Origin of the sequence: Paenibacillus tundrae (genome assembly GCF_030812775.1) — a bacterium.
Lineage (GTDB): Bacteria > Bacillota > Bacilli > Paenibacillales > Paenibacillaceae > Paenibacillus > Paenibacillus tundrae_A.
Window position 1 is genome coordinate 17783 of the sequence record NZ_JAUSTI010000001.1, and the last position, 24591, is coordinate 42373.

The window sequence follows — 24591 nt, forward strand, 5'->3', positions numbered from 1 at the left end:
TGACTTGTCAGGGAGTGTTTTTTCCTTTGTTAGGATTTCTTAGTGAATCGCTATGAGCGAGCATAGAAGTTTTTCGAAGCAGGAATGGATTTGTGTTTTGACATAACAGGTGGACAAAACGTGAATGAACTCATCTCATTTTTTCTTTAAATTGGATTTTTGGCATTAAAATGGAATATAAATGTTGCAATTGTTGCAAGATTCAAATATAATTTTAAGATTTTGAAACGAAATGCTGATTTGTACGTAATAACAACCATAAGCTGGACAGTATAACAATATTGGAAAAGGGGGGATTATTGGTGAAGGGAAAGCACCGGAAGATGCTTACAGGGCCATTCATGCTCTTGATGCTGCTGACGCTGTTGCTTCCTGTTTGGATTGGATCGCCTTCAGCCCATGCGGCTGAGAAGAGCGGCGCCGTATACATTATTCCGGTTGATAAACCAATCGAGCAGGGGCTTGGCAAATTTATGGAGCGTGGCTTCAAAGAAGCTGAGAACATGAACGCTGGCCTGATCGTACTGGATATTAATACGCCGGGAGGCCGTGTTGATACTGCGGAAGCATTGGGCATCATGATTAAAGATAGCCCTATTGAGACCTTAGCTTTTGTGCGTGGTGATGCTGCTTCTGCAGGTAGTTTTTTGGCCTTGAATGCGGATAAGATCGTAATGTCGCCAGGTAGCATGATTGGTGCGGCAGCGATGGTGGACAGTACAGGTAAACATGTCGATGATCCAAAACTCGTTGCGTTCTGGAAGAGCAAAATGCAAGGAGCGGCCGAAAAAAGTGGTCGTGATGGCAAAATTGCTGCTGGAATGACGGATGTTAATATGGTGGTCGAAATGCCAGAGATTAATAAAACCAAACAAAAAGGTGAAATTATCGCACTCTCGGCAGAAGAAGCGTTAAAAGTTGGATACGCAGACCATATTAGTAACACTCCAGAAGAGGCAGCTACCTGGTTAGGATACAGTCAGGATGATGTGTTTAAGGTGGAAAGAACCACAGCTGAGAACATCTCTACATTCCTTACGAATCCTGTGGTTATGACTGTGCTCTTGTTCCTCGGTATTGCAGGGGTGATCATTGAGTTAATCGTTCCTGGTTTTGGGGTGCCGGGTATTGTTGGTATCGTATGTTTTGTACTGTATTTCTCCGGAAACTATATTGCTGGTTTTGCCGGAGCAGAGACGTGGGTATTATTTACTGTTGGTCTCATCATGATGATACTCGAGATGTTTATACCGAGTTTCGGTATACTGGGTATTCTCGGATCTATCGCACTCGTTGCCGGTGTTGTGCGAGCAGCGTATGACACAAGCGATGCGTTTGTATCACTCGGTATTGCCTTTGGAGCAGCGCTCGTTGTTATTGCGATCGTCGTCATTCTGTTTAAAGATAAAGGCATATGGAATCGATTCATATTGAGTGAGAAGCTGTCTGCTGATCGTGGGTTCTCATCAGCAACAGAACGCAAGGAACTGATTGGAATGCAAGGAATCAGCCTTACTCCGCTGCGTCCGTCTGGAACCGCCATGCTGAATGGGGAACGGGTCGATGTTGTATCAGACGGTGATTTTATTCCCATTGATACACCGATTATCGTCATTAAGGCAGAAGGTACTCGTATTGTAGTGCAACAAGCTCTACCTGTGTAACCTTCTCCATTGCCGGAGCCGATGAGGTCTTCGGCAACGTACATATCCATTCTGTGAGGCTGTTGCCAGAGTGGGGGATCAAAATAAACAGCAGAGTTAACCCAGGTTTGTTATGCTGTATATTGGTACAAAATTTAAAATGCAAATGGAGGAATTTTGACTATGGAACCAACCTTGATCACGGTTTTGCTTGTTGCGGTAGTTGCGATTATCGTACTGAGCGTATTCTTCAGCTTTTTCCCGGTTATGCTCTGGATATCAGCCATTGCATCCGGTGTGCGTGTCGGAATTATTACACTGGTAGCTATGAGATTGAGACGTGTAACACCTAGTCGGATCGTAAACCCGCTGATCAAAGCAACGAAAGCGGGACTTGGATTAAATATCAACCAATTGGAAAGTCACTTCCTTGCTGGTGGTAACGTAGACCGCGTTGTTAACGCTTTGATTGCTGCACAACGTGCAAACATTCCATTGGAGTTTGAACGTGCTGCTGCAATCGATCTTGCGGGTCGTGACGTATTGCAAGCCGTGCAAATGAGCGTTAACCCTCGTGTCATTGAGACACCAATTGTATCCGCTGTAGCAAAAGATGGTATCGAAGTTAAAGTTAGAGCGCGTGTTACGGTTCGTGCAAACATTGATCGCCTCGTCGGTGGTGCCGGTGAAGAGACAATTATTGCCCGTGTCGGTGAAGGTATCGTAAGTACGAACGGTTCCTCCAATTCTCACAAAGACGTATTGGAAAATCCAGATCTGATCTCTCGTACGGTATTGTCTAAAGGTTTGGATGCAGGTACGGCTTTTGAAATCTTGTCCATTGATATCGCGGACGTAGATGTAGGTAAAAACATTGGTGCATTCTTGCAAACGGAACAGGCAGAAGCAGATAAGCGTATTGCCCAAGCAAAAGCTGAAGAGCGTCGTGCAATGGCTGTAGCCCAAGAGCAAGAGATGAAAGCGCGCGTAGTAGAGATGAGAGCGCGTGTAGTTGAATCCGAATCCCAAGTACCTTTGGCCATGTCCGAAGCGCTTCGTAGCGGTAAAATCGGTGTTATGGACTACATGAACCTGAAAAATATTGAAGCAGATACTCAAATGCGTAACACATTAGGAAAACCTGGTGAAGGCTCCAATTCCAATGATCAGGGTGATTCCAAAAACGGAAGATAGGCGGTGAATGCACATGAGCCTATTAGATTGGGTATTTGACAATCTGTACATTGTAGCGGTTGTTGGATTTATGTTATTTTCATTCCTGGGAAAAGCCGCCAAATCGGCTGATCCAAACAAAAAGCGTCCGAACAATGGGATGCCTACCTTTGGTGGTAATGGTGACTCTGATCGAAATGAACGCTCTTCTGAGGATACGAGAACGCAATCCACAGGGTCTTCTAATCATGGAGACACACGTTACGATGAGCAATACGATGATCGTTATGATGATAGAAGGTATGATGAGGAAACGTATGATGATCGTTATGAACCCATGTATTCTGAGCCTGCGCCAAATTCTAGGCAATCCGATGAATATGACGGCCAGAGTACAGTAAGTGCGATGAGCAGTTCTCTTGAAGAGCAGATGAAGCAGATGGAACAGCAACAACGTTTAATTCAAGAACGTTTAAATCGTATTTCATCAGCGAATACTCCGGTTGTCTCTGATTCTAGCTGGGATGAAACCACAACTGAGTCTGGGCAGTCTATGCTTCGCAGGGAAGATATTCGTATGGGTGTTTTATGGGCTGAAGTGTTGGGCTCCCCACGTTCCAAACAACCATTTGGGACTCGGGGCAAGCTGTAATAATTTCTAAATGAATGAGGAAAAGGGTCGTCTCTGGTGAGTATTTGAGCCAGATGACGGCTCTTTTTTTGTTTTAGTAATTCTTTTATCCGTTTCCAACTCAACCTTTACCATAGTTCTCATATATTCAGGCTTAACCGCATAAGTTGAATTGTAGAGGAAGGGGGAAGACCTTCGAATGACTCGAATTAGCCGCAAGCTGCGCAGATGGACTAGTGAGGTGCTGGATCTGCCGCAGGATGTGCTTTACGATATGCCACGGTTAACCCTGATTGGCAATAAGCAATTGTATATAGAGAATCATCGAGGTGTCATCCATTTTACACCGGATCGAATCGTTCTTGCTCTATCCCAAGGTGAACTAGAGATTAGAGGAGCTGAGCTGATGATCCGAAATATTTTACCAGATGAGGTAGCCGTGGAGGGCACGATTCTAGATATTCATATGAATGGAGCGGAGGGGAACGGATGAAGCAGCCCAGTCTGTACAAACTGCGTGGAGCAGTCCGAATCACGGTTACTGGGGGAGACATTGAGGGGTTAATTAACTTACTGGCAGTGCAGGGACTGGAAGTTTGGAACCTGCGTGCCAGGGATGGACGACGGGCAGATATGAATATTTTGCTGCCTGATTTCTTCAAGTTGCGTCCGTTACTGAAACGGACAGGCTGCAAAGTGAAGGTGACTCATCGCAGAGGATTCCCGTTTTTTGTTGCCCGACTATTGAAAAGGAAGTTTTTCCTTGGCGGAATGTTGTTTTTTGTTGTAGCTTTGTTTGCGTTATCGTCTATGGTCTGGAATGTAGAAGTGAAGGGCAATGTAAAGATTCCAACAGATGAGATTCTTACGGCTGCCAAAAAAGAGGGGTTATATCCATTTCAATGGTCATTTCGTCTTCCTAGCCAGGACAAGCTCTCCAGACAGCTTGCGTTAACCTTGCCGGATGTAACTTGGGTTGGTGTGACCAAGGAGGGTACAAATGTCACCATTCAGGTTGTAGAGTCAGCCCAACCGAACCGAGAGCCTTTAATGAACCCAAGACATTTAATAAGTAAATCCGACGCGGTGGTCACTCAGATATACGCGGAGCAGGGGCGGCCGGTTGTACAGGAAAACACGCGTGTGAAAAAAGGACAAGTGTTGATCTCAGGTATCCTTGGAGATGAAGAAAATACGGAAAATGTAGTAGCCAAAGGTGACATTCGCGGTTTAGTGTGGCGGGAATATCAAGTTGAAGTCCCTCTTGTGCAAAAGCTCAATACGATGACTGGTGAGAGCAAAGAACGATTTTATATCGTGCTAGGAAAATGGGCAGTACAGCTATGGGGGTATGGTAAGGTTCCTTTTACCTCATATGAAACATCCAGCAACCATGATCCGCTCACTTGGCGCTCCTTTACTCTTCCTATGGGGTGGTTAACGGAGACAGATAGGGAAACCCGTGCACATGAAGTACAGCAGAGTGTGGAATGGGCGAAAAGCAAAGGATTGGAAGGGGCTAGAAACGATATTATCGCTAAAAATGGGAAAGAAACTAAAATTATAAGTGAAAAAATTTTGCATGAGAAGAAAGAGAATGGTAAAGTTTATATGAAAGTATTATTTGAAGTAGAAGAAAGTATTGCGGAAGAACTTCCGCTAGTCCATAGTCAAGGAGAATGAGGCTATTTGTCAGAACAAACACGCAGCATACGAATCTCCCTCCAAAGCGCGGGAGAGGGTCAATCTCTGTTTGGACCCCAAGATATTTTTCTGAAATTAATTGAAGCTGAAATTCCTGCTCAGATCTCATCCCGTGAAGCGGAGATCGTGATCTTCGGGAATGCACAGAACGTAGAATCGCTAGAACAGTTATTTGATGTATTATTGCAACTGGTACGTAATGGATATGTGTTAACTGAGAGGGACGTTAAATACGCGATTGAGCTAGCGAAGGAACTGCGTGCAGACCAGCTTCTTGACCTGTTCAAGGGTGAGATTACAACGACCTACCGAGGGAAGCCGATCCGGGTAAAAACGATTGGACAGAAGCACTATGTAACTACGATTAAGAAACGGGACGTTGTGTTTGGTATTGGTCCTGCAGGTACAGGTAAAACCTATCTGGCGGTCGTGCTTGCTGTGGCAGCGCTCAAAGAAGGTAGTGTAAAGCGGATTGTGCTTACAAGACCTGCGGTTGAGGCTGGTGAAAGCTTAGGCTTCCTCCCAGGCGATTTGCAAGAGAAGGTAGATCCTTACTTACGTCCGCTGTATGATGCATTATATGATGTGATGGGACAAGAGCAGACAGCAAAAGCGCTAGAGCGAGGGTTGATAGAAATTGCACCTTTGGCATACATGCGTGGACGTACGCTTGATGATTCATTCATTATTTTGGATGAAGCCCAGAACACGACGCCTGAACAAATGAAAATGTTTTTGACCCGTCTTGGTTTTGGGTCCAAAATGGTCATTACCGGCGATGTTACACAAATTGATTTACCCCGCGGCAAGAAATCTGGATTAGTGGAAGCAAAAGCGATACTGAATGAAGTGGAAGAAATCGGATTTGTGTTCTTTGCAGAGCAAGATGTTGTAAGACACTCTCTCGTTCAGAAGATTATCGTTGCATACAACCACGCCGCAGAAAATCAAGAATAGAAAGGGATTGTCTAAGGTGACCTCTAAGGAACTGTCAAAAGGCAAATCTTTTCAGAATAGAGCTACAGGATGGAAGTATAGCGTGTGGGCACGCTATCTTCTGTTTTTGTTTCTGGTGATTCTCTTCTTCGTGAGCCTAGCTCCCAAGCTGCTTCCTGAGCGGTATGATATTCAGGAGGGGACACGCAGTGAAGTGGATATTGCTGCACCTATGCAGATTCCAAACAATAAAGCTACGCTAAAAGCGCAAGAAGAAGCCGCCGAACGTGTGCAGCCTATTTATCAAATTGTGCAGATGCGCAATGAGAATCTAATGACGACATTACTTGATCGTATTGACCGATTGAATCAGGATGATCAGATATCAAGTCAAGATAAGATTGACATTTACAGGGAAGAAATTCCGCAGCGTCAGAAGGATTTTGTGTCCAATTTTATCAACAATAACCGGAAGTCAGGTACATACTCCGAAACGTTACTGGAAGAAATCAGAAATGTAGTACAGGAGCAAAGCTACCGGATCCCGGAAGAGACATATATCAAAATATCTCGTCTCACGTCGGATGATATTCAGGAGATGAAACCTGTTGCCAGGGACATTGTCTCTAGACTGATGACGGATCAGATCAGTGATGCAACAACGGCTCGTGCGAAAGTCGCCGAGATGGTTAGTGTCAGCTCGCTTAGCAAACGTACACAGCGTGAGGTTGTGCAGGAGCTAGGACGACTTGTTCTAACGTCCAATCGTTTCTACGATGAAGAAGGCACCAAAGAAGCGAAGGTACAGGCTCGTGAGAACACGCAAACTGTGTTTATCAAGCAAGGAGACACCCTAGTAGCCAAAGGGGAAATCATCACCCCTGAGATGTATGCACTGCTGGATGAGAATGATTTGTTGAAAAATGAAGTGAATTATTGGCCGCAACTTGGATTGCTCATGCTATCCTGTCTGTTATCAGCGGCAATTCTCATGTATATTCAGCAATGTAGCGGCACACATTTTAAATACAACAATGCACAACTGCTAATGCTTGTCCTTATATTCATCATTACGATTGTAGTTATGCATGTGACCGCATTCATCCAGACAAACGAACAGTCGTATGTAGGGTTCCTTGCACCCGTTGCTGTAGGTGCGATGTTGATTGCTTTACTACTGGATACTTCGCTTGCTTTTGTATGCTCCATCATCATTGGCATGCTCTCAAGTATCATTCTTAATACACATCAGGGTCAGATTTTTGACTTCGAATTTGGCTTCTTCGCTGTATTGGTTTCCTTTGTTGCTATTTTTGCAACCCATAAGGCCAGTCAGCGCTCAACGATCTTAAAGGGTGCTATAATGGTATGTCTCTTTGGCTCCATTGCTGTTTTCACACTCGCTTTAATCGACACAGGTGACTGGAATCGCACAACGACATTGTATGGTGTAGGTTTCGCCTTTGCTGGTGGTGTGTTAACCGCTATACTTGTCATTGGACTTATGCCATTCTTCGAAACATCGTTTGGCATCTTGTCTGCTCTCAAACTTGTGGAGCTATCCAATCCCAACCATCCGTTGTTACGCAAACTGTTGACAGAGACGCCAGGTACGTATCATCACAGCGTCATGGTGGGCAATCTGTCAGAGGCTGCGGCTGAAGCGATTGGAGCTAACGGACTGCTCTGTCGAGTCGGATCGTATTATCATGATATCGGGAAGACGAAGCGACCTATTTATTTTATTGAAAATCAAAATAATATGGAGAATCCTCATGATTCCATTGATCCGAAGTTGAGTAAGTCGATCATCGTTGCTCATGCTAGAGATGGAGTGGAAATGCAGAAGGATTACAAGCTACCCAGACCGATTCGCGATATAGCGGAACAGCATCATGGGACAACATTCCTGCACTTCTTCTACCATAAGGCATTACGGCAGGCTGAAGAAGCGGGGATCGAACCTGATTTTACGGAAGAGGATTTCCGTTATCCAGGTCCGAAAGCTCAATCCAAAGAGTCTGCCATTGTTGGTATAGCAGATAGTGTGGAAGCGGCTGTTCGTTCGTTGCGTAAACCGACGGTAGAGCAAGTGGAGTCCATGATTGAGAAGATTATCAAAGGTAGATTGGACGATCATCAGTTTAATGATTGTGATCTAACGATGCGGGAACTTGATATTGTTGCCAAAACTCTGAAAGAAACGGTAATGGGCATTTTCCACTCCCGAATCGAATATCCAGAGGAAATGAAGAAACCAAAACCTACTTCACCCGAAGCAGGTTAATCGAATAAAACCTCTAATAATCAGTAGACAGGAGTTATGAAAGAATGAGTCTTAACCTGGCATGGAATAATGAACAACAGGATAAAGAAATTACAGAGCCTATGATCGCGATGCTGGAGCAATTGCTCAACCTTGCAGGGGAAGCTGAAGGTGTTGCTGAAGGAGAAGTAGCTCTGACATTTGTGGATGATGAGCAGATCCATGAGTTGAACCGGGATTATCGCGGGATCGACCGTCCAACCGATGTATTGTCATTCGCGATGAACGAGACTGTGGATGAAGAACTGGATATCATTTATGAACTGGACGAAGATGAGGAAATGGAAGAAATGCCAGATGTACTCGGCGACATTATCATCTCTGTTCCACGTACGATTCTGCAAAGTGAAGAGTACGGGCATTCCTTTGAGCGCGAACTAGGCTTTCTGTTTGTCCACGGATTCTTGCACCTGCTTGGCTATGACCATCAGGATGAGGCCAGTGAGGCTGAGATGATGGGTAAGCAGGAAGCTGTATTGGCTCAGGCCGGGTTGACACGATAATGAAGCGGCGCTCCTGGGGTCTGGTGTTCCGCAATGCAGCGGAAGGGATTGCATACGGCTTCCGAACTCAGAGGAATGTAAGAGTCCATACAGGAGTAGCTCTCATCATGTGTGCAGCTGGATTTTTTTTCGGAATTTCCAGAACAGATTGGATGTTTGTTTTGACAGCCATTTTTTTGGTACTGGTGACCGAATTAATGAACACTGCTGTGGAAGCTGCGGTTGATCTCGCACATCCGGATATTCACCCGCTTGCCAAAGCGGCGAAGGATACCGCGGCTGGAGCTGTACTTCTGGCTGCGGTATTCGCTGTCATTATTGGATGTGTTGTTTTCTATAAGCCAGTACTAAGCTGGTTAGGATTGTATTCATTTTTTGGATGTAGTTGAATTTAATTTATAGAGCGTAGCTTTATATGACCTAAGGGAGAGAAATAAGTATGGATAACGGACTGCTGATGCAGGAAGCGATTAAGGCGCGTACCAAAGCGTACATCCCTTATTCGCATTTCGGTGTAGGAGCGGCATTACTTGATCAAGAAGGTGATGTGCACCATGGATGTAATATTGAAAATGCTGCGTTTACGCCTGGAAACTGTGCTGAACGAACAGCATTGTTTAGTGCGATTGCAGGTGGCCAGCAGCCACGGAGCTTCAAAGCCATTGCAATTGTAGGTGACACGGATGATCCGATTGCACCATGTGGAGTATGCCGTCAGGTAATGTTCGAATTGTGCGAACCAGATATGAAGGTTATTCTTGGAAACATGAAAGGTGACCTGCGCGAAACTACGGTTGCAGAATTGATTCCATATGCTTTTGGACCATCCGATCTGAATTCGTCTCAAAAATAAACCATTACATTCCAGGCCTAGGCGCCTGAGGAGGAACATATGAAAAAACAAGCATTTAAATCCGGATTTGTAGCCATCGTTGGACGCCCCAATGTAGGTAAATCGACGTTAATGAATCAAGTTATTGGTCAAAAGATTGCCATTATGTCGGACAAGCCTCAAACGACACGAAATAAAATTCATGGTGTATATACCTCGGAACAGCAGCAGATCGTATTTCTAGACACGCCTGGTATCCATAAGCGTCAGTCCAAACTAGGTGATTACATGAATCAGACTGCACTGAACACACTTCATGAGGTTGAAGCTGCGCTATTCCTGATTGATGCTTCTGAAGGTATGGGTGGAGGAGATCGTTACATTGCAGAACAATTAAAAAATGTGCGCACTCCAATCATTTTGGTAATGAACAAGATTGATAAAGTTGAACCTGAAGCGCTACTTCCTTTGATTGAGGAATATCGTAAACTTCACGATTTTGCTGAGATTGTTCCTGTATCCGCTAAGCTCGGCAGTAATGTGAATACATTGCTGGAGCAGATCAGTAATTACCTGCCAGAAGGTCCGCAATACTATCCTGAGGATCAGGTCACAGATCACCCGGAGCAATTCGTTTGCGCTGAGTTGATTCGGGAGAAAATTCTGCAAATGACTCGCGAAGAAGTACCGCATTCCATTGCGGTAACGATTGAGGACATGAAGGTGCAGGATAATGGCGTTGTCTACATTTCGGCAGTTATTTTTGTTGAGCGTGATTCACAAAAAGGGATTATTATCGGCAAGCAAGGCGCCTTGCTCAAAGAAGTCGGTAAACGTGCTAGACAGGACATTCAGAACCTGTTAGGCTCCAAAATTTTCATGGATCTGTGGGTAAAGGTGAAGAAGGACTGGAGAAATCAGGATCGTGTGCTGCGTGACCTTGGTTTTGGTCGTGAATAATCATTTGACTTTATCCAGTAATTGCAACGCATAGTTTACCTTGCAAGACTCCATCCTATCTTCTAGATGCACACGTCATTTCCGAAGAGAGGATGAAATTCCGATGCGAGATTTTTCGTGGAAGGTTTTTGCGATGACGGGGGATGTAGAATCCTACTTACTGTACGCCGAGGCATGCAGCTCATTGGAGCAAGAGTCGGATATTGCAGGGGAAGTGATTGAAGATGAAGAAGCCGAGCATTGATTGGCGGATTCGAGAATGGTTAGGTGACGAGGCATGCTATATAGGGTGGAAGGGATTGTCATCCGCAGCATGGACTATGGCGAGGGAAACAAAATTATTACGCTTTGCACCGAAAGCGGCGGAAAAGTAGGTGTACTTGTCCGTGGTGCCAAAAAGCCCAAGAGTCGACATGCTGCACTTGTGCAGCCGTTTACGTTCGGTCAGTACGTTTACTTTCGGAACACGGGCTTGGGAAACTTGAATGCAGGCGAAATTATTGAGTCATACCATGAGCTGCGTGAGGATCTAGTCAAAGCTGCATATGCATCTTATGCGTGTGAGTTGCTTGATCGCGTGCTACAGGATGAGGAGACAGGCACCTTCTGGTTTAAACAACTAAAAGCCTGTCTCCAAGCATTAAAGGAAGATAAGGATCCAGTCGTCATGACTAGTTTATACGAGATGAAGATTTTGCAATCGGCTGGTTACGGGCCTGCACTGGATGAATGTATCTCTTGTGGTCAGGAACGACCAGATGAGCAATTGTTCGTGAGTCCTAGACTTGGAGGCGTATTATGCCGTGCATGTAAGCATTTTGATCCGCCTGCTATGTCAGTAAGCCCTAAGGCGCTGAAATTGCTGAGATTGTTTGCACAGTTTGATCTGCAACGGCTGGGTAACATATCTGTCAGCGAAGGAACACGAGCTGAGCTCAAAAAAATTATGCGCGCGTTTATGGATCACCAACTAGGTTTGAATTTGAAGTCCCGTTCTTTTCTCGATCAAATGGAGAAGTACGGGATTTGAGTTGTTTGTAGAAATGATGAAATACTACTTGACTTTATTCTTATTTTTATATATGATGGACTATAATTTCTCTTTTGGAGACATGCATTGAACGAGAGAGTAGTAGACAGGATTCTATAATTTATGATTGAGGGCATTAGCTTTTATCATAATAGAGCGAGCCGGGGATGGTGGAAGCCTGGATGGATTGGTCTATGAAAGGGCACTCGGGAGCATGAATGGACACGGAAAAGTGGGCTTAGGATTAGCAGGATATCCTGTATTCCTTGAGCCAAGTAGGGTGGAACCGCGGGAATAGCTCTCGTCCCTACGTCTGGACAACAGGCGTAGGACGGGGGCTTTTTATTGTCTAAACCGTTCTAGCTTGCCAACAAACCATTGAAAAGGAGCATGATTATGAATTTTCAGCAGATGATTTTAACGCTGCAACAATTCTGGGCTGAGCACAATTGTATTATTGTCCAGCCGTATGATACGGAAAAAGGGGCAGGTACGATGAATCCAATGACCTTTTTGCGTTCACTTGGACCTGAGCCGTGGAAAGTAGCTTATGTGGAGCCGTCCCGTCGCCCATCGGATGGACGTTACGGTGAAAATCCAAACCGTCTGTATCAGCATCATCAATTCCAAGTCATTATCAAACCTTCTCCAGACAATATTCAAGAGATCTATTTGGAGAGCTTGAAGCGTCTAGGTATTGATCCGCTCAAACATGATATTCGGTTTGTTGAAGACAACTGGGAGAATCCGTCTCTTGGTTGCGCAGGTTTGGGTTGGGAAGTATGGCTGGATGGTATGGAAATTACCCAATTTACGTATTTCCAACAGGTAGGCGGAATTGAGACGAATCCGGTTGCTGTTGAGATTACGTATGGTATGGAGCGACTTGCTTCTTACATTCAAGATAAAGAAAATGTGTTTGATCTGGAATGGGTTGAAGGCATTACCTATGGTGATGTATTCCGTCAACCAGAGTTCGAGCATTCTAAATATACATTTGAAGTATCAGACGTGAAAATGTTATTTACGCTTTTCAACATGCATGAAGAAGAAGCAAATAAAGCAATGGCACAAAACCTGGTATTCCCTGCATATGACTATGTGCTGAAATGTTCACATACGTTCAATCTGCTGGATGCACGAGGCGCAATCAGTGTTACAGAACGTACAGGTTACATCACACGTGTTCGTAATCTAGCTCGGCAAGTGGCTGCCACATACATGGAAGAGCGTGAGAAGCTTGGCTTCCCGCTGATTAAGAAAGGGGGAGCTGAGCATGTCTAAGGATCTATTATTTGAAATCGGTCTTGAAGAAGTTCCAGCTCGTTTCATGCGCGGTGCGATAGAGCAGTTACAGGAGCGCGTTGTGAAATGGTTGGACGCATCTCGTATCTCTTATGGTGAAGTGAATGCCTATGCAACGCCACGCAGACTGGCTGTATTGATTCAAGGCGTAGCTGAGAAGCAAGAGGACGTGGAGGAAGAAGTCAAAGGACCTTCGCGTAAAATTGCACTGGACGAGAGCGGTAACTGGAGCAAAGCGGCTTTAGGATTTGCTCGTAGCCAAGGTGTAGACCCAGAACAATTCACATTTAAAGAACTTGGTGGCGTGGAGTACATCTATGCAACGAAGAGCAGTAAAGGGGTGGAAACCTCCTCTGTAATCGGTGAAGGCCTGTTGTCTGTCCTGCATGCGATGACGTTCCCTAAATTCATGCGCTGGGCTTCCTACGATTTCAAATTTGTCCGTCCAATTCGTTGGATTGTTGCTTTGTTCGGTAGTGAAGTCATTGAGCTTGAAGTAGCAGGTGTGCAGTCTGGAAATGTTACTCGTGGACATCGCTTCTTGGGTAAGGATACCGTAATTAGCAGTGCTTCTTCTTACGTAGAGACTCTTCGTTCTGAGCATGTCATTGTAGACATCGCTGAACGTGAACAGATGATTGTCTCCCAAATCGAAGCGCTCGCTGCTGAAAAGAACTGGAGTATTGGCATCAAAGAAGATCTTCTTGAAGAAGTGCTGTTCTTGGTTGAGACGCCAACCGTGCTGTTTGGCACATTCGACTCTTCATTCTTAAATATTCCTCAGGATGTTCTGATTACATCTATGAGAGAGCACCAACGTTACTTCCCTGTGCTTGACAGTGAGGGACAATTGCTGCCGTATTTCGTTACCGTTCGTAATGGTGGTGCCGATTCACTGGAGGTCATTGCCAAAGGGAACGAAAAAGTATTGCGTGCAAGACTTTCGGATGCGAAATTCTTCTATGAAGAAGATCAAAAGTTAGAGATCAAAGACGCGCTATCTAAGCTGGAAACGATCGTCTTCCAGGAAGAGCTAGGTACTGTTGGTGATAAAGTTCGCCGTATCCGTAAAATTGCAGATGCTCTGGCAGCTAAGCTGCAGGTGTCGAATGCAGTAGCAGAATCGGTTAGCCGTGCTGCGGATATCTGCAAATTCGATCTCGTTACCCTAATGGTTGGTGAGTTCCCAGAATTGCAAGGTGTTATGGGTGAGGATTACGCACGCAAAGCTAAGGAAAAAGAAGATGTGGCCAAAGCTGTATTTGAACACTATCAGCCACGTTTTGCTGGAGATCAATCCCCGGCTTCACTGATCGGTGCGATTGTGAGCGCTGCGGACAAAATGGACACAATTGTAGGCTGTTTCTCCATCAACATCATTCCTACAGGTTCACAAGATCCGTACGCGCTTCGTCGTCAGGCCGCAGGAATCGTGCAGATTATGCTTGATCATCAGCTTCCGTTGACATTGTCAGACGTATTCGGAGTTGCACTTGAAGTACACGCTCAGATGAATCTGTTGAAACGTGCAGACGAGGAAGTACGTAAAGACCTGCAGGACTTCTTCGGGCTTCGCGTGAAAAAATTGCTGTCCGAGACGGTCAGATACGATGTGGTCGATGCAGTGATCTCTTCTGGCTTCGATGATATTAGTGCTATTGTTCCTAAAGGTGAAGCGTTGATGGCGGCTGTTCAAACCGGAGATGCATTCAAAACAACGGTTGAATCGTTCAACCGTGTGGGGAATTTGGCTGCCAAAGCATCTAATGCTTCCGTGCATCCTGAATTGTTCGTAGAAGAAGGAGAACGCCAGTTGCATGAAGCTTGGAGTAAAACGACCGAAGAGTACAACCAAGCTTTATCTAAAAATGCGACTGCCGAGGCACTTGCAATTGCTTCTGCATGGAAAGAGGCAATTACTATTTTCTTCGATTCCGTTATGGTAATGTCCGAAGATGAAGCGATTCGTGCTAACCGTTTGGCGCTCCTTGCTACAATTGATCGTGACCTGAAACAATTCGCTGATTTCTCTAAATTAGTGTGGTAATTCTTCTTCTGAGCGCTTAGACCAAGTGGTTCAGAGACAAAGCACAATTTCAGTATTAAAGCGGGATATAACAGGGTATAAATATACGGAACGGGTTGTGAAATTTATTTTAAACACCTGTTCCGTATTTTAGCCTTTGATTTACGTTGACTCGTCAGAAGGATTTCGCCTAACGAAGGTCGTATATAACAATATGCAGTTTATTTTGTGCATTTTGCATCTAGACATGATGACAACGTGCGAACTTTATGAAGCTGGGTGGTCTGGGATTGAGTGAGTTGAATGTACGCCACATTGTTGTGGATGGCGATGCTTGCCCGGTTAAGGCTGAGATTGCGGAAACGGCTCGCCGTTTCAAAATTCCTGTGCTGCTGGTTTCTTCTTTTGACCATTTGCTTCAAGGTGGAGAAGGGGTACAAACGGTGCAGGTAGATCGTAGTGACCAAAGCGCTGACCTATATATTGCTAATCATATTAAGCCTTGCGATGTGGTCATTACACAGGATTATGGTTTGGCTGCGCTCGCGTTAGGCAAGCGTTGTTATGTTTTATCATTTCGTGGTCGTGAGTTTAACGATCGTGACATTGATTTCATGCTTGATTCCCGCCACACTGCGGCTAAAGCACGAAAAAGAGGTCACTATGGGAAAGGGCCAAAGCCTTTCACAGAGCAGGATCGTGAAATATTTCAACATAAACTGACAAAACTTTTAAAAGATTTGCAGGAGAATGTGTAAGTTTATCGAATTATATTTACGTGCTAAAGAGATGAAGGTGGCCAGAGATGAGTACCGGACAAGGCGGTATACCCGAAAGTATTATTGAATCGGTGTTACAGCAGAATGATATTGTCGATACGGTGAGCCGATTTGTGCATCTGACCAAGCAGGGGAAATATATGAAAGGCCTCTGCCCTTTTCATTCTGAGAAGACGCCTTCGTTTACAGTAACACCAGAGAAACAAATTTTCTATTGCTACGGCTGTGGCACGGGTGGAAATGCCATCAAATTTAGGATGGAAATCGAAGGGTTATCCTTTCCCGAGGCTGTTAAGACGATGGCAGAAGAAAGCCATATTTCTATGGGTGACTGGCAAGGGCGTGAATCTGCTCATGTGAATCCGGAGACTGAGCGTCTGCTGAAGGCATACGAGCTTACCGCGAAGCTGTATCATTTCTTATTGAAGAATACAGAGCATGGCAAAGCGGCTATGGATTATTTACGCTCACGGGGCTTCAATGACAAGCTGATTGACCATTTCCAGATCGGTTATGCGCCTAATCGCTGGGATACCGTGGTTCAATTTTTGGAGAAACGCAATTTTCCGCTTGAAGAGATGGAGAAGGGTGGCCTTCTGTCACAGAGAAACGAAGGTCAAGGTTATGTCGATCGATTCCGTGACAGAGTCATGTTCCCGATTAATGGCAGGAGCGGTAAGCCAATTGCATTTGCGGGTCGCATTTTGGGAGACGGACAGCCTAAATATCTTAACTCTCCAGAAACCCGGTTGTTCAACAAAAGCCGAGTGCTCTACAATCTGCATCATGCCAAGAATGCAATTCGTAAACAAAGACAAGCTATACTATTTGAAGGATACGGTGACGTTATCTCCGCTTGGGATCAAGACATCCAGAACGGTATAGCAGCTATGGGTACCGCACTTACCGAGAATCAGGCTTTAATGCTGAAAGGCATGTGCGATGAGGTCATTATCTGTTATGACGGCGATCGAGCGGGACAGGCTGCGGCGCTCAAAAACTTCCCTATTCTTGAGGAAGCGGGGCTGCAAGTTAAGGTAGCACTCATTCCCGAAGGGCTTGATCCGGATGATTTTATTCGCAAGCATGGTGGCGAACGATTCCGGAATCAGATTATAGATGGTGCCGTAACGACAACAAAATTTAAGCTTATAAACCTTAAGAAAAACCATATACTGCTAGAAGGTGGCGGACAAATCGCTTATTCAAAGGAAGCTGTGAAACTTATTGCGCCTTTGCCTTCCCCAACAGAACGGGAAGTTTACCTTCGTGAGCTTGCTGCAGAAGTCGACGTTTCATTTGAAACATTGAAGCAGGAGTGCAACGAAGAGCGAGAAGCCATGAAAAATAACAAGCAGTTTGGGGATAATAATTCGAAAAGGTGGAATAATGGTAGGCAACAAAATAGGCAGGTGCCTACACCTAATCTGTTGCCAGCTTATCACGCTGCTGAGCGTAAGCTGCTCGCCTGGATGCTTCAGGACGACGAGGCTGCACAGTACGTTAACGAGCATCTTGGTGAAGCTTTTAACTTGGATGATCATGCAGCTATTGCTGCTTATCTATATGCCTACTATGCGCAAGGCAAACCGCCGGATACGAGCCGCTTCATGTCTTCGCTGCATGATGACCGCCTTGAGAAGACAGTCAGTTCAATCTCGATGATGGATGGTCCGGGTGAATGGAGTGTTCAAGTACTCGACGATTGCATCAGAGAAGTGCTGAAGTATCCGCGTAAGAAAGAGTACGACTTGAAGAAAGAAGAAATGATTGCTGCAGAGCGTGCAGGTGATTCAGTACGTGCGGCACAAATTGCAATTGAAATGATTGCCCTAGAGAGACAGTGAACGTCTGAGGTTGGATGTTTCTAGGGAGGAGGGAGTCGAATTATGGCGAATGATCAGCATACTGAACTAGAGACAGAATTGACGCTGGATCAGGTTAAAGATCAATTGATTGAATCAGGTAAGAAAAGAGCTTCGCTAAATTACAAGGAAATTATTGAAAAACTCTCCCCGTTTGAGCAGGATGCAGAGCAAATGGATGAGTTCTATGAGCAATTGAGCGATCTCGGTATTGATGTTGTTAACGAGAATGATGAAGAGGTAACACTTCGTCCGAGCGAGGATTCGGAAAACAACAACAGAGAAGAGGGCGATGAGTTCCACTTTGATGATGATCTGAGCTTGCCTCCAGGCATCAAAATCAATGACCCTGTTCGTATGTATCTCAAAGAAATTGGTCGTGTCCCGCTATTGTCCGCAGACGATGAGGTAGAACTGGCTAAACGGATTGAGAATGGGGACGAGGAAGCGAAGCGCCGTTTGGCTGAAGCCAACTTGAGACTCGTTGTCAGCATAGCTAAGCGTTATGTTGGACGCGGCATGTTGTTCCTCGATCTGATTCAAGAAGGTAACATGGGTCTGATCAAAGCAGTTGAGAAGTTCGACCACAAAAAAGGTTACAAGTTCAGTACGTACGCGACATGGTGGATTCGCCAAGCAATTACTCGTGCCATTGCTGACCAGGCACGGACAATTCGTATCCCTGTACACATGGTAGAAACGATTAATAAGCTGATCCGGGTATCCCGTCAGCTATTACAAGAGCTTGGGCGTGAACCAACACCAGAAGAAATCGCAGCTGAAATGGATCTGAGTGTTGAGAAAGTGCGTGAAATTACGAAGATTGCACAAGAACCGGTTTCCCTTGAAACACCAATTGGTGAGGAAGATGATTCCCATCTGGGTGATTTCATCGAGGATCAGGAGGCGTTGGCTCCTGCTGATGCTGCCGCGTATGAACTGTTGAAAGAGCAACTTGAGGATGTTCTGGATACATTGACTGAACGGGAAGAAAATGTACTACGTCTACGCTTCGGTCTCGATGATGGACGGACGAGAACACTCGAAGAAGTCGGCAAAGTATTTGGCGTTACCCGTGAGCGAATTCGTCAGATCGAAGCCAAAGCTCTTCGTAAGTTGCGTCACCCGAGTCGCAGTAAACGACTCAAGGATTTCCTCGAATAACAACACTTTGGGAGACTTTCCGCAAGACGCTAACGCGGCTGCGGGGTCTCCTTTATTTTTAAATTGAACGTCTTAATTTCTTGGTTTTGGTAATTCATCCTTGAAATGTTTGATTGGATTTTATTTTATCGCTTTTCGTTGTTCAATGCAAATCAATAAATTAAATGAATGGTGCAGGTGTGTCATGAAACTTTCGAATCGTTTAGAGCAAATACATGTACAAATTCCGGAGGGAAGCCGTTTAGCGGATATTGGTTCAGACCATGCGTTGTTACCTGTAGCAGCTGTTCGCAGCGGTAATGTTGTCAGCGCAATCGCTGGTGAAGTAAATCCCGGACCTTATGAAGCAGCGCGGAAACAAGTGAGTGATGCAGGTCTGCAAGAGAAAATTACGGTTCGTCGCGGGGATGGTCTTGATGTAATCGAGCCCGGTGAAGTGGACGTGATTACAATTGCTGGTATGGGCGGAGCATTAATTGCATCCATTCTGGATCGTGGTCTGTCCAAGTTAGAAGGGGTTAGCCTGCTTGTACTGCAACCCAACGTAGGCGAGGATATCTTGAGACGGTGGCTTCTAGCTCACAACTGGGTGGTCGTGGCGGAGAAACTGCTCGAGGAAGATGGGAAGATCTACGAAATTATTACAGCGATGCCACAAGCGAGTAGTCCTATTGCGAATGAAGAAGTATACAAGCCTCGTCCCCTCACAAATGGTGTAGAGTTGACAGAGGAAATTTTGCTTCGCATGGGGCCATATCTGGTAGATCAACCAACAGACGTATTTTTCGCCAAATGGGAAAGTGAAATTGTTAAGCTGCAGGGCGTAGTACAGTCGATCATGAAATCCGATCAAGAATCTGCTCGAGAGAAGGCTGCGGATGTTGAACGACTGATTGCGAATTTGAAGGAGGTATTGGCATGTTTGCCAAAGGTCAAACGGTAATTCAATTGATGGAGCAGCTCGCTCCCAAACATTTAGCTGTACCTGATGACCGGATCGGTTTGCAGCTGGGGAGTCTGCAAAAGGAAATTAAACACGTTCTTGTTGCATTGGATGTCACGGATGAAGTGGTCGAGGAAGCAATTCGTATCGGTGCCAATCTCATTATTGCGCATCATGCTATTATATTCCGTCCAGTTAAAACACTAACAACCGATACACCTATGGGAAAACTGTACGAAAAGCTGATTAAGCATGATATTGCTGTGTACATCAGTCATACGAACCTAGACGTAGCAGAGGGTGGTATGAACGATTGGATGGCAGAAGCGATCGGAATCGATAGCAGAGAGTCACTGGAAGATGTACATACGGATCATCTTTTCAAGCTGGCTGTATTCGTTCCTCGTACACATCATGAACAAGTGTTAAACGCTATTCTAGAAGCTGGTGCTGGCAGCATTGGGCAGTATAATAAGTGTAGCTTCAATACGGAAGGCACAGGTACATTTGTACCTGGAGAAGGCACGCAGCCTTTTATTGGTACACAGGGGCAGATGGAACGTGTAGAGGAAATGCGTATCGAGACGATTGTGCCACAAAGTCTGCGCAGTCAAGTTATACAAGCGATGTTGAAGGCACATCCATATGAAGAAGTGGCATACGATCTATACCCTATGGATTTAAAAGGGCGTACGCTTGGTCTGGGGCGCTTGGGACCACTCAAACAATCGATGACACTAGGTGAGCTGGTCGACGTCGTGAAGAGCCAACTGAACGTGTCTCACGTCCGAGTGGTAGGAGACTTGAACCGTAAAGTGAAAAAAGCGGCTGTTCTTGGTGGCTCAGGTAGCCGTTACACACTTACGGCACGTTCCAAAGGAGCAGATGTCATCGTAACTGGGGATATTGATTATCATACAGCTCACGATGCATTAATGGCAGGCATGTGTATCATTGATGTTGGACATAATGCCGAGAAAATTATGAAGCCCAAAACAGCCGATTGGCTGCGGGAGCGCTTAGACCTTAAACGTTATGAAACACAGGTAACAGCATCAGAGGTAAATACAGAAGTATTCCGTTTCCTCTAAATATGTACCTGTTCCAATGCTTCCATTAATATTAAGCTTGTTTGTAAACTGAAATCCTTGTATACTATGTAATGTTGTTTCGGAAAGCTTGACAGACAATCGCTGGTGGCCTTGTTGCCACGAGAGGAAAGTCCGGGCTCCACAGGGCAGGATGCTGGATAACGTCCAGTCAGCGCGAGTTGAAGGATAGTGCCACAGAAATGGACCGCCGATGGCCGGATTCTCCGGCACAGGCAAGGATGGAACCGAGGTGTAAGAGACCCCGAGGAACGCTGGTGACTTCGTTCCTGGTAAACCCCATCTGGAGCAAGACCTAATGGGACACAGTCGACTCTTTGGAGGAGGCAGCCTTAGCCCGAGGTGTGTCTAGGTTGGTCGCTTGAGCTGTGCAGCAATGTATGGCCTAGATAGATGATTGTCGCTTGTGGTGGGAGGGTAGTTCCCGTATGAACCACGAAGAGCACAGAACCCGGCTTACGGTAAGCTTTCCTAACTGCAACAACAGCTAGTTATTTGGAATTCATTCATGTGAATAGTAATTCTCATGATGAACATAGCGTAATTTTAGTGTTATAAACAGAGATGGCGTCAGAATCCGATCTATACGGAATCTGACGCCATTTTTTTGCATTTATTCATTGTAATTGATAAGGAAGCAATACTGGCATTAATATTGCAATATAACAATATTAATGCCAGTATCAGAATTTTACATGGTCACTGTAGCATCGGATTGTACTGAAGCATGCCAGCGTTTAATGGCGCGATCCATACGTTCTACAGCCTCAGGGAGTAGATCTGGATCGGTGTGGGTAAAGTTAATCCGCATCCGGTTCAACTCAGGCGTGCCAGCGTAGAAAGAATCACCAGGAACGATACATACCTTTTCTTGAATGCCGTAGGTGAACAGATTGCTGGCAGACATTGATTCAGGTAATTCGAGCCAGAGGAACATTCCCCCTTGCGGTGAATTCCACGAGATGCCTTCCCATGCCTTTTTCGACATCAGTTCAGTCATTTTCTCCATGCGCTGTTTATAATCAGCGGAAATTCCACGAATATGCTCATCGAGATCAAACGTCTCCATCAGGGCATGAAGCGCTCTTTGGTCGATGCTGCTAGAGTGCAGATCAGCACCCTGTTTAGCTCTTGCCGCGATTTTAACGATATCTGGTGCAGCCAGGATCCATCCTGTGCGAAGTCCAGGAGCAACCGTTTTGGAGAAGGTACTGGTATAGATCACGTTGGAAGGTCCTTCATAGACGGCATCCAATTCTGCAAGTGCAGGCGCGTCCAGCTCTTCCGGGTTAAAACGAATTTCGCCATACGGGTCATCTTCTAGAATCAGGACGCCGTATTTCCGGCAAAGATCCACCGCTTTCTGACGTCTTTCACGGCTCCACACTTTACCCGAAGGATTGGAGAAGGTTGGGTTGATGTAAACCAATTTTGGACGATGCAATTGAAGCAGTTCTTCTAATGATTCAGGTAGCATTCCTTCGTCATCACAGCTTACACCGTGCGATATCGCTTGGTAGGAATGAATCACTTGAAGCGCAGCCAGATAGGTTGGTGATTCAACCAGTACGCGGTCACCTGGATCAAGCAGGATGCGACATACAAGGTCAATGGATTGCTGAGATCCTGTAGTCAGCAGCATATGATCTGGAGAAGCCGGTATGCCTTTGGATTCGAGGCGCTCCGCAATTTTGGCGCGAAGTGGACGATATCCTTCCGTTTCTGCATATTGAAGAGCGGATGCTCCGGATGCAAATACTTTTTCATAAGCGACACGAATCGCTTCCAGAGGGAATGATGATTGTGCGGGTAAACCTCCAGCTAATGAAATCATGCCCGGAGCTTGCGCTGCCTGCAACATGTCGCGAACGACAGAGGACGGTGTGTTTAGTGCCATTTTAGACCAAGGGATATTCATTGTGTTTTCATCTCCTGTTATTCACTGTTATAGAGGTGCTTCATAAAGTTCGTTTTGCAGCATTTTCCATCGTCTTCGTACTAAAAACGAACCTTTGAACACGAACTTATAGTAATGTTATATTCTATAATAGACCGAAACTGTATAACAGTAAAATGTAGATCATAACAGTTGGGAGGACGGGAACAATGCATATCGAACTGAAGCGGGGAAGTCGTACCAAATTGTACATACAGATTGCACTTACTCTTGCAGATCGTATCCGATCTGGGCTTATTGAACCAGGAACCCGTCTGCCATCCGTCCGAAAGCTTACCTCAGACCTTGGTGTAAGTTTAGTGACGGTGTCCAAAGCGTACGCGGAGCTTGAAGCGATTCAATTAATTACGTGTTCTCAAGGTAAAGGTTGTTATGTGCGGGGAGTACAGGAGTCCGAGAGAAGCGAAAATATAGATAAGATGTATCCAGTGCAAGGAAACGGGGAGAAGAATACACCGTGGAACTGGCAGATGGCATTGGTTGATTATTTGCCTCGGGCTCAGCTCTGGCGACACTTCGATACTTCTCCGCAAGTGCGGTATGAGCTCCATATGTCTGCTATTCAGCCTGAATTGTTGCCTACACGAGAGATTATTGAGAGTGCTTATCGTCTCTCCTCAGATCATCCGGAACGGATGGCTGCGTATGGTTCGTTCCAAGGAGACCGTGAGCTTCGCCAGACGTTTGCAGATCATTTTGCAGAGAGAGGTTCGCAGGTGATGCCTGAGCGCATGTTAATTACTAGCGGCACGCAACAGGGAATTGATTTGGTGGCTCGGACGTTCGTTGGGCCTGGTGATGTGGTATACATGGAAGCCCCGACGTATACGGGAGCCATCGATGTATTTACGAGTAGAGGTGCCAAAATCATTACCGTACCGATGGATGACGAGGGGATGCGCATCGATCTGTTGACCCGGTTATGCGATACCCATCCGCCGAAGTTAATCTATACCATTCCAACGTTTCATAATCCCACAGGGATCACGATGAGTGCGCAAAGGCGAGCGCAGTTGCTGAATTTGGCTCAGAGCTACCATTGCCTCATTCTGGAGGATGATCCGTTCTCTGATCTTTATTTCCGCGACCCGCCTCCAGCCTCCATAAAGTCAATGGATTCAACCGGGCATGTCGTATACCTCAAAACGTTCAGTAAAGTATTATCACCAGGCTGCCGTGTGGCTTGTGCTATCGCAGATGGAAGTGTTCTTACGCGGCTGGTGGCTGCCAAATCGACTGCAGATCTAGGCAGTCCTCTGTTAACTCAAAAAGCGTTGCAATCCTTTATTCAGCATCAATATAGCGCATATATCCACCAGCTTCGAGATGAGTTGTACGCTAGATTGAGCGCAGCATCGGCTGTCTTAGAAGCGCATGCACCACCAGGGATGTTCTGGGTTCTACCAGATGGAGGGTTGAACCTGTGGCTGCAACTGCCCGATGGTATAGATATGCGGGAACTGCATCGGCACGCGCTGGCCGCAGGCGTTTCCTTTTTGCCTGGCTCAGCTTGTTATGTGGGGGAACCGGACATTTCGAATTTGCGAATTTGTTTTACGGTGACGGACATGGAACGATTGTGTGAAGGTCTGCGTGTCTTATGTAATGTGATCGCAAACGAAGCCCCACTTAAGGGAGCGGCGGCTGCGGACAGGCTCCCGCTTATTTAATTTCTCAAAAATGGACATACATCCAATCCACTTTC

General features: G+C 45.6%; 22 protein-coding genes and 1 other RNA gene. 22 read left to right on the forward strand and 1 reads right to left on the reverse strand.

The genetic code is table 11. From position 1 onward, the window contains the following. The first annotated feature begins 323 nt into the window (after nucleotides 1-323). The 21 genes from J2T19_RS00055 to rnpB all read left to right on the forward strand — a co-directional run bounded on the left by J2T19_RS00055 (nucleotide 324) and on the right by rnpB (nucleotide 21403). Entirely contained in the window at nucleotides 324-1664 is a 1341-nt protein-coding gene (locus tag J2T19_RS00055) for an NfeD family protein (RefSeq protein ID WP_370874781.1), read from the forward strand. A gap of 162 nt (nucleotides 1665-1826) precedes the next feature. Continuing rightward, entirely contained in the window at nucleotides 1827-2837 is a 1011-nt protein-coding gene (gene floA, locus J2T19_RS00060) for a flotillin-like protein FloA (protein WP_162248950.1), read from the forward strand. Nucleotides 2838-2850: 13 nt separating this feature from the next. Continuing rightward, complete coding sequence (locus J2T19_RS00065; protein WP_307211603.1) at nucleotides 2851-3468, forward strand: YqfB family membrane protein; 618 nt, start codon at nucleotides 2851-2853, stop codon at nucleotides 3466-3468. Between the two features lie 178 nt (nucleotides 3469-3646). After that, nucleotides 3647-3940 (forward strand): sporulation protein YqfC, encoded by a 294-nt coding sequence (gene yqfC, locus J2T19_RS00070; protein WP_056696021.1) that lies wholly within the window; start codon nucleotides 3647-3649, stop codon nucleotides 3938-3940. After that, nucleotides 3937-5130 carry a sporulation protein YqfD gene (yqfD, locus tag J2T19_RS00075; RefSeq protein ID WP_307211611.1) on the forward strand — a complete coding sequence of 398 codons (1194 nt, stop codon included), beginning with the start codon at nucleotides 3937-3939 and terminating at the stop codon, nucleotides 5128-5130. The genes yqfC and yqfD overlap by 4 nt, the downstream gene beginning before the upstream one ends. A gap of 6 nt (nucleotides 5131-5136) precedes the next feature. Beyond that, the gene (locus J2T19_RS00080) at nucleotides 5137-6108 is read left to right on the forward strand and encodes a PhoH family protein (RefSeq protein WP_145045688.1); all 972 of its coding nucleotides are present in this window, start codon (nucleotides 5137-5139) and stop codon (nucleotides 6106-6108) included. 16 nt (nucleotides 6109-6124) lie between these two features. Beyond that, on the forward strand, nucleotides 6125-8374 hold the full coding sequence (locus J2T19_RS00085) for an HD family phosphohydrolase (protein ID WP_307213098.1): 2250 nt from the start codon (nucleotides 6125-6127) through the stop codon (nucleotides 8372-8374). A 44-nt stretch (nucleotides 8375-8418) separates the two neighbouring features. Then, a complete protein-coding gene (gene ybeY / locus J2T19_RS00090; protein WP_128102898.1) occupies nucleotides 8419-8916 on the forward strand; it encodes an rRNA maturation RNase YbeY in 498 nt (165 codons plus the stop codon). After that, complete coding sequence (locus tag J2T19_RS00095; RefSeq protein ID WP_307211620.1) at nucleotides 8916-9305, forward strand: diacylglycerol kinase family protein; 390 nt, start codon at nucleotides 8916-8918, stop codon at nucleotides 9303-9305. The genes ybeY and J2T19_RS00095 overlap by 1 nt, the downstream gene beginning before the upstream one ends. Before the next feature lie 50 nt (nucleotides 9306-9355). Next, entirely contained in the window at nucleotides 9356-9769 is a 414-nt protein-coding gene (locus J2T19_RS00100) for a cytidine deaminase (RefSeq protein WP_307211623.1), read from the forward strand. 39 nt (nucleotides 9770-9808) lie between these two features. Next, entirely contained in the window at nucleotides 9809-10708 is a 900-nt protein-coding gene (gene era / locus J2T19_RS00105) for a GTPase Era (protein ID WP_145045682.1), read from the forward strand. Between the two features lie 103 nt (nucleotides 10709-10811). After that, complete coding sequence (locus J2T19_RS00110) at nucleotides 10812-10952, forward strand: YqzL family protein (protein ID WP_145045680.1); 141 nt, start codon at nucleotides 10812-10814, stop codon at nucleotides 10950-10952. 33 nt (nucleotides 10953-10985) lie between these two features. Further along, complete coding sequence (gene recO / locus J2T19_RS00115) at nucleotides 10986-11738, forward strand: DNA repair protein RecO (protein WP_145045678.1); 753 nt, start codon at nucleotides 10986-10988, stop codon at nucleotides 11736-11738. Nucleotides 11739-12134: 396 nt separating this feature from the next. Continuing rightward, nucleotides 12135-13022, forward strand: a complete 888-nt coding sequence (gene glyQ, locus J2T19_RS00120; protein ID WP_056696050.1) for a glycine--tRNA ligase subunit alpha — start codon at nucleotides 12135-12137, stop codon at nucleotides 13020-13022. After that, nucleotides 13015-15090, forward strand: a complete 2076-nt coding sequence (gene glyS / locus J2T19_RS00125; protein WP_307211631.1) for a glycine--tRNA ligase subunit beta — start codon at nucleotides 13015-13017, stop codon at nucleotides 15088-15090. Before glyQ ends, glyS begins: the two co-directional genes overlap by 8 nt. A gap of 248 nt (nucleotides 15091-15338) precedes the next feature. Further along, complete coding sequence (locus tag J2T19_RS00130) at nucleotides 15339-15827, forward strand: YaiI/YqxD family protein (protein WP_307211635.1); 489 nt, start codon at nucleotides 15339-15341, stop codon at nucleotides 15825-15827. A gap of 47 nt (nucleotides 15828-15874) precedes the next feature. Continuing rightward, nucleotides 15875-17695, forward strand: coding sequence for a DNA primase (gene dnaG / locus J2T19_RS00135; RefSeq protein ID WP_307211638.1), 1821 nt, complete (start codon nucleotides 15875-15877; stop codon nucleotides 17693-17695). Nucleotides 17696-17737: 42 nt separating this feature from the next. Next, nucleotides 17738-18877, forward strand: coding sequence for an RNA polymerase sigma factor RpoD (gene rpoD, locus J2T19_RS00140; protein WP_128102888.1), 1140 nt, complete (start codon nucleotides 17738-17740; stop codon nucleotides 18875-18877). Between the two features lie 184 nt (nucleotides 18878-19061). Beyond that, nucleotides 19062-19820, forward strand: a complete 759-nt coding sequence (locus tag J2T19_RS00145; protein ID WP_307211642.1) for a tRNA (adenine(22)-N(1))-methyltransferase — start codon at nucleotides 19062-19064, stop codon at nucleotides 19818-19820. Continuing rightward, a complete protein-coding gene (locus J2T19_RS00150) occupies nucleotides 19796-20911 on the forward strand; it encodes a Nif3-like dinuclear metal center hexameric protein (RefSeq protein WP_307211646.1) in 1116 nt (371 codons plus the stop codon). The genes J2T19_RS00145 and J2T19_RS00150 overlap by 25 nt, the downstream gene beginning before the upstream one ends. A gap of 83 nt (nucleotides 20912-20994) precedes the next feature. Continuing rightward, an RNA gene (gene rnpB / locus J2T19_RS00155) (RNase P RNA component class A) lies at nucleotides 20995-21403 on the forward strand. A 217-nt stretch (nucleotides 21404-21620) separates the two neighbouring features. On the opposite strand, the gene J2T19_RS00160 is transcribed toward rnpB, so the two are convergent. Then, the gene (locus J2T19_RS00160; RefSeq protein ID WP_307211649.1) at nucleotides 21621-22847 is read right to left on the reverse strand and encodes an aminotransferase-like domain-containing protein; all 1227 of its coding nucleotides are present in this window, start codon (nucleotides 22845-22847) and stop codon (nucleotides 21621-21623) included. 188 nt (nucleotides 22848-23035) lie between these two features. Between J2T19_RS00160 and pdxR the strand changes: the two genes are divergently transcribed. After that, nucleotides 23036-24556, forward strand: coding sequence for a MocR-like pyridoxine biosynthesis transcription factor PdxR (gene pdxR, locus J2T19_RS00165; RefSeq protein ID WP_307211652.1), 1521 nt, complete (start codon nucleotides 23036-23038; stop codon nucleotides 24554-24556). The last annotated feature ends 35 nt before the right edge of the window (nucleotides 24557-24591 follow it).

Excerpts from the sequence above, each read along its gene's own strand:
- J2T19_RS00055 (WP_370874781.1), top strand. The coding sequence starts at position 324 with ATGCTTACAGGGCCATTCATGCTCTTGATGCTGCTGACGCTGTTGCTT.
- floA (WP_162248950.1), top strand. The coding sequence starts at position 1,827 with ATGGAACCAACCTTGATCACGGTTTTGCTTGTTGCGGTAGTTGCGATT.
- J2T19_RS00065 (WP_307211603.1), top strand. The coding sequence starts at position 2,851 with ATGAGCCTATTAGATTGGGTATTTGACAATCTGTACATTGTAGCGGTT.
- yqfC (WP_056696021.1), top strand. The coding sequence starts at position 3,647 with ATGACTCGAATTAGCCGCAAGCTGCGCAGATGGACTAGTGAGGTGCTG.
- yqfD (WP_307211611.1), top strand. The coding sequence starts at position 3,937 with ATGAAGCAGCCCAGTCTGTACAAACTGCGTGGAGCAGTCCGAATCACG.
- ybeY (WP_128102898.1), top strand. The coding sequence starts at position 8,419 with ATGAGTCTTAACCTGGCATGGAATAATGAACAACAGGATAAAGAAATT.
- J2T19_RS00095 (WP_307211620.1), top strand. The coding sequence starts at position 8,916 with ATGAAGCGGCGCTCCTGGGGTCTGGTGTTCCGCAATGCAGCGGAAGGG.
- J2T19_RS00100 (WP_307211623.1), top strand. The coding sequence starts at position 9,356 with ATGGATAACGGACTGCTGATGCAGGAAGCGATTAAGGCGCGTACCAAA.
- era (WP_145045682.1), top strand. The coding sequence starts at position 9,809 with ATGAAAAAACAAGCATTTAAATCCGGATTTGTAGCCATCGTTGGACGC.
- J2T19_RS00110 (WP_145045680.1), top strand. The coding sequence starts at position 10,812 with ATGCGAGATTTTTCGTGGAAGGTTTTTGCGATGACGGGGGATGTAGAA.
- recO (WP_145045678.1), top strand. The coding sequence starts at position 10,986 with ATGCTATATAGGGTGGAAGGGATTGTCATCCGCAGCATGGACTATGGC.
- glyQ (WP_056696050.1), top strand. The coding sequence starts at position 12,135 with ATGAATTTTCAGCAGATGATTTTAACGCTGCAACAATTCTGGGCTGAG.
- glyS (WP_307211631.1), top strand. The coding sequence starts at position 13,015 with ATGTCTAAGGATCTATTATTTGAAATCGGTCTTGAAGAAGTTCCAGCT.
- J2T19_RS00130 (WP_307211635.1), top strand. The coding sequence starts at position 15,339 with ATGAAGCTGGGTGGTCTGGGATTGAGTGAGTTGAATGTACGCCACATT.
- dnaG (WP_307211638.1), top strand. The coding sequence starts at position 15,875 with ATGAGTACCGGACAAGGCGGTATACCCGAAAGTATTATTGAATCGGTG.
- rpoD (WP_128102888.1), top strand. The coding sequence starts at position 17,738 with ATGGCGAATGATCAGCATACTGAACTAGAGACAGAATTGACGCTGGAT.
- J2T19_RS00145 (WP_307211642.1), top strand. The coding sequence starts at position 19,062 with ATGAAACTTTCGAATCGTTTAGAGCAAATACATGTACAAATTCCGGAG.
- J2T19_RS00150 (WP_307211646.1), top strand. The coding sequence starts at position 19,796 with ATGTTTGCCAAAGGTCAAACGGTAATTCAATTGATGGAGCAGCTCGCT.
- J2T19_RS00160 (WP_307211649.1), bottom strand. The coding sequence starts at position 22,847 with ATGAATATCCCTTGGTCTAAAATGGCACTAAACACACCGTCCTCTGTC.
- pdxR (WP_307211652.1), top strand. The coding sequence starts at position 23,036 with ATGCATATCGAACTGAAGCGGGGAAGTCGTACCAAATTGTACATACAG.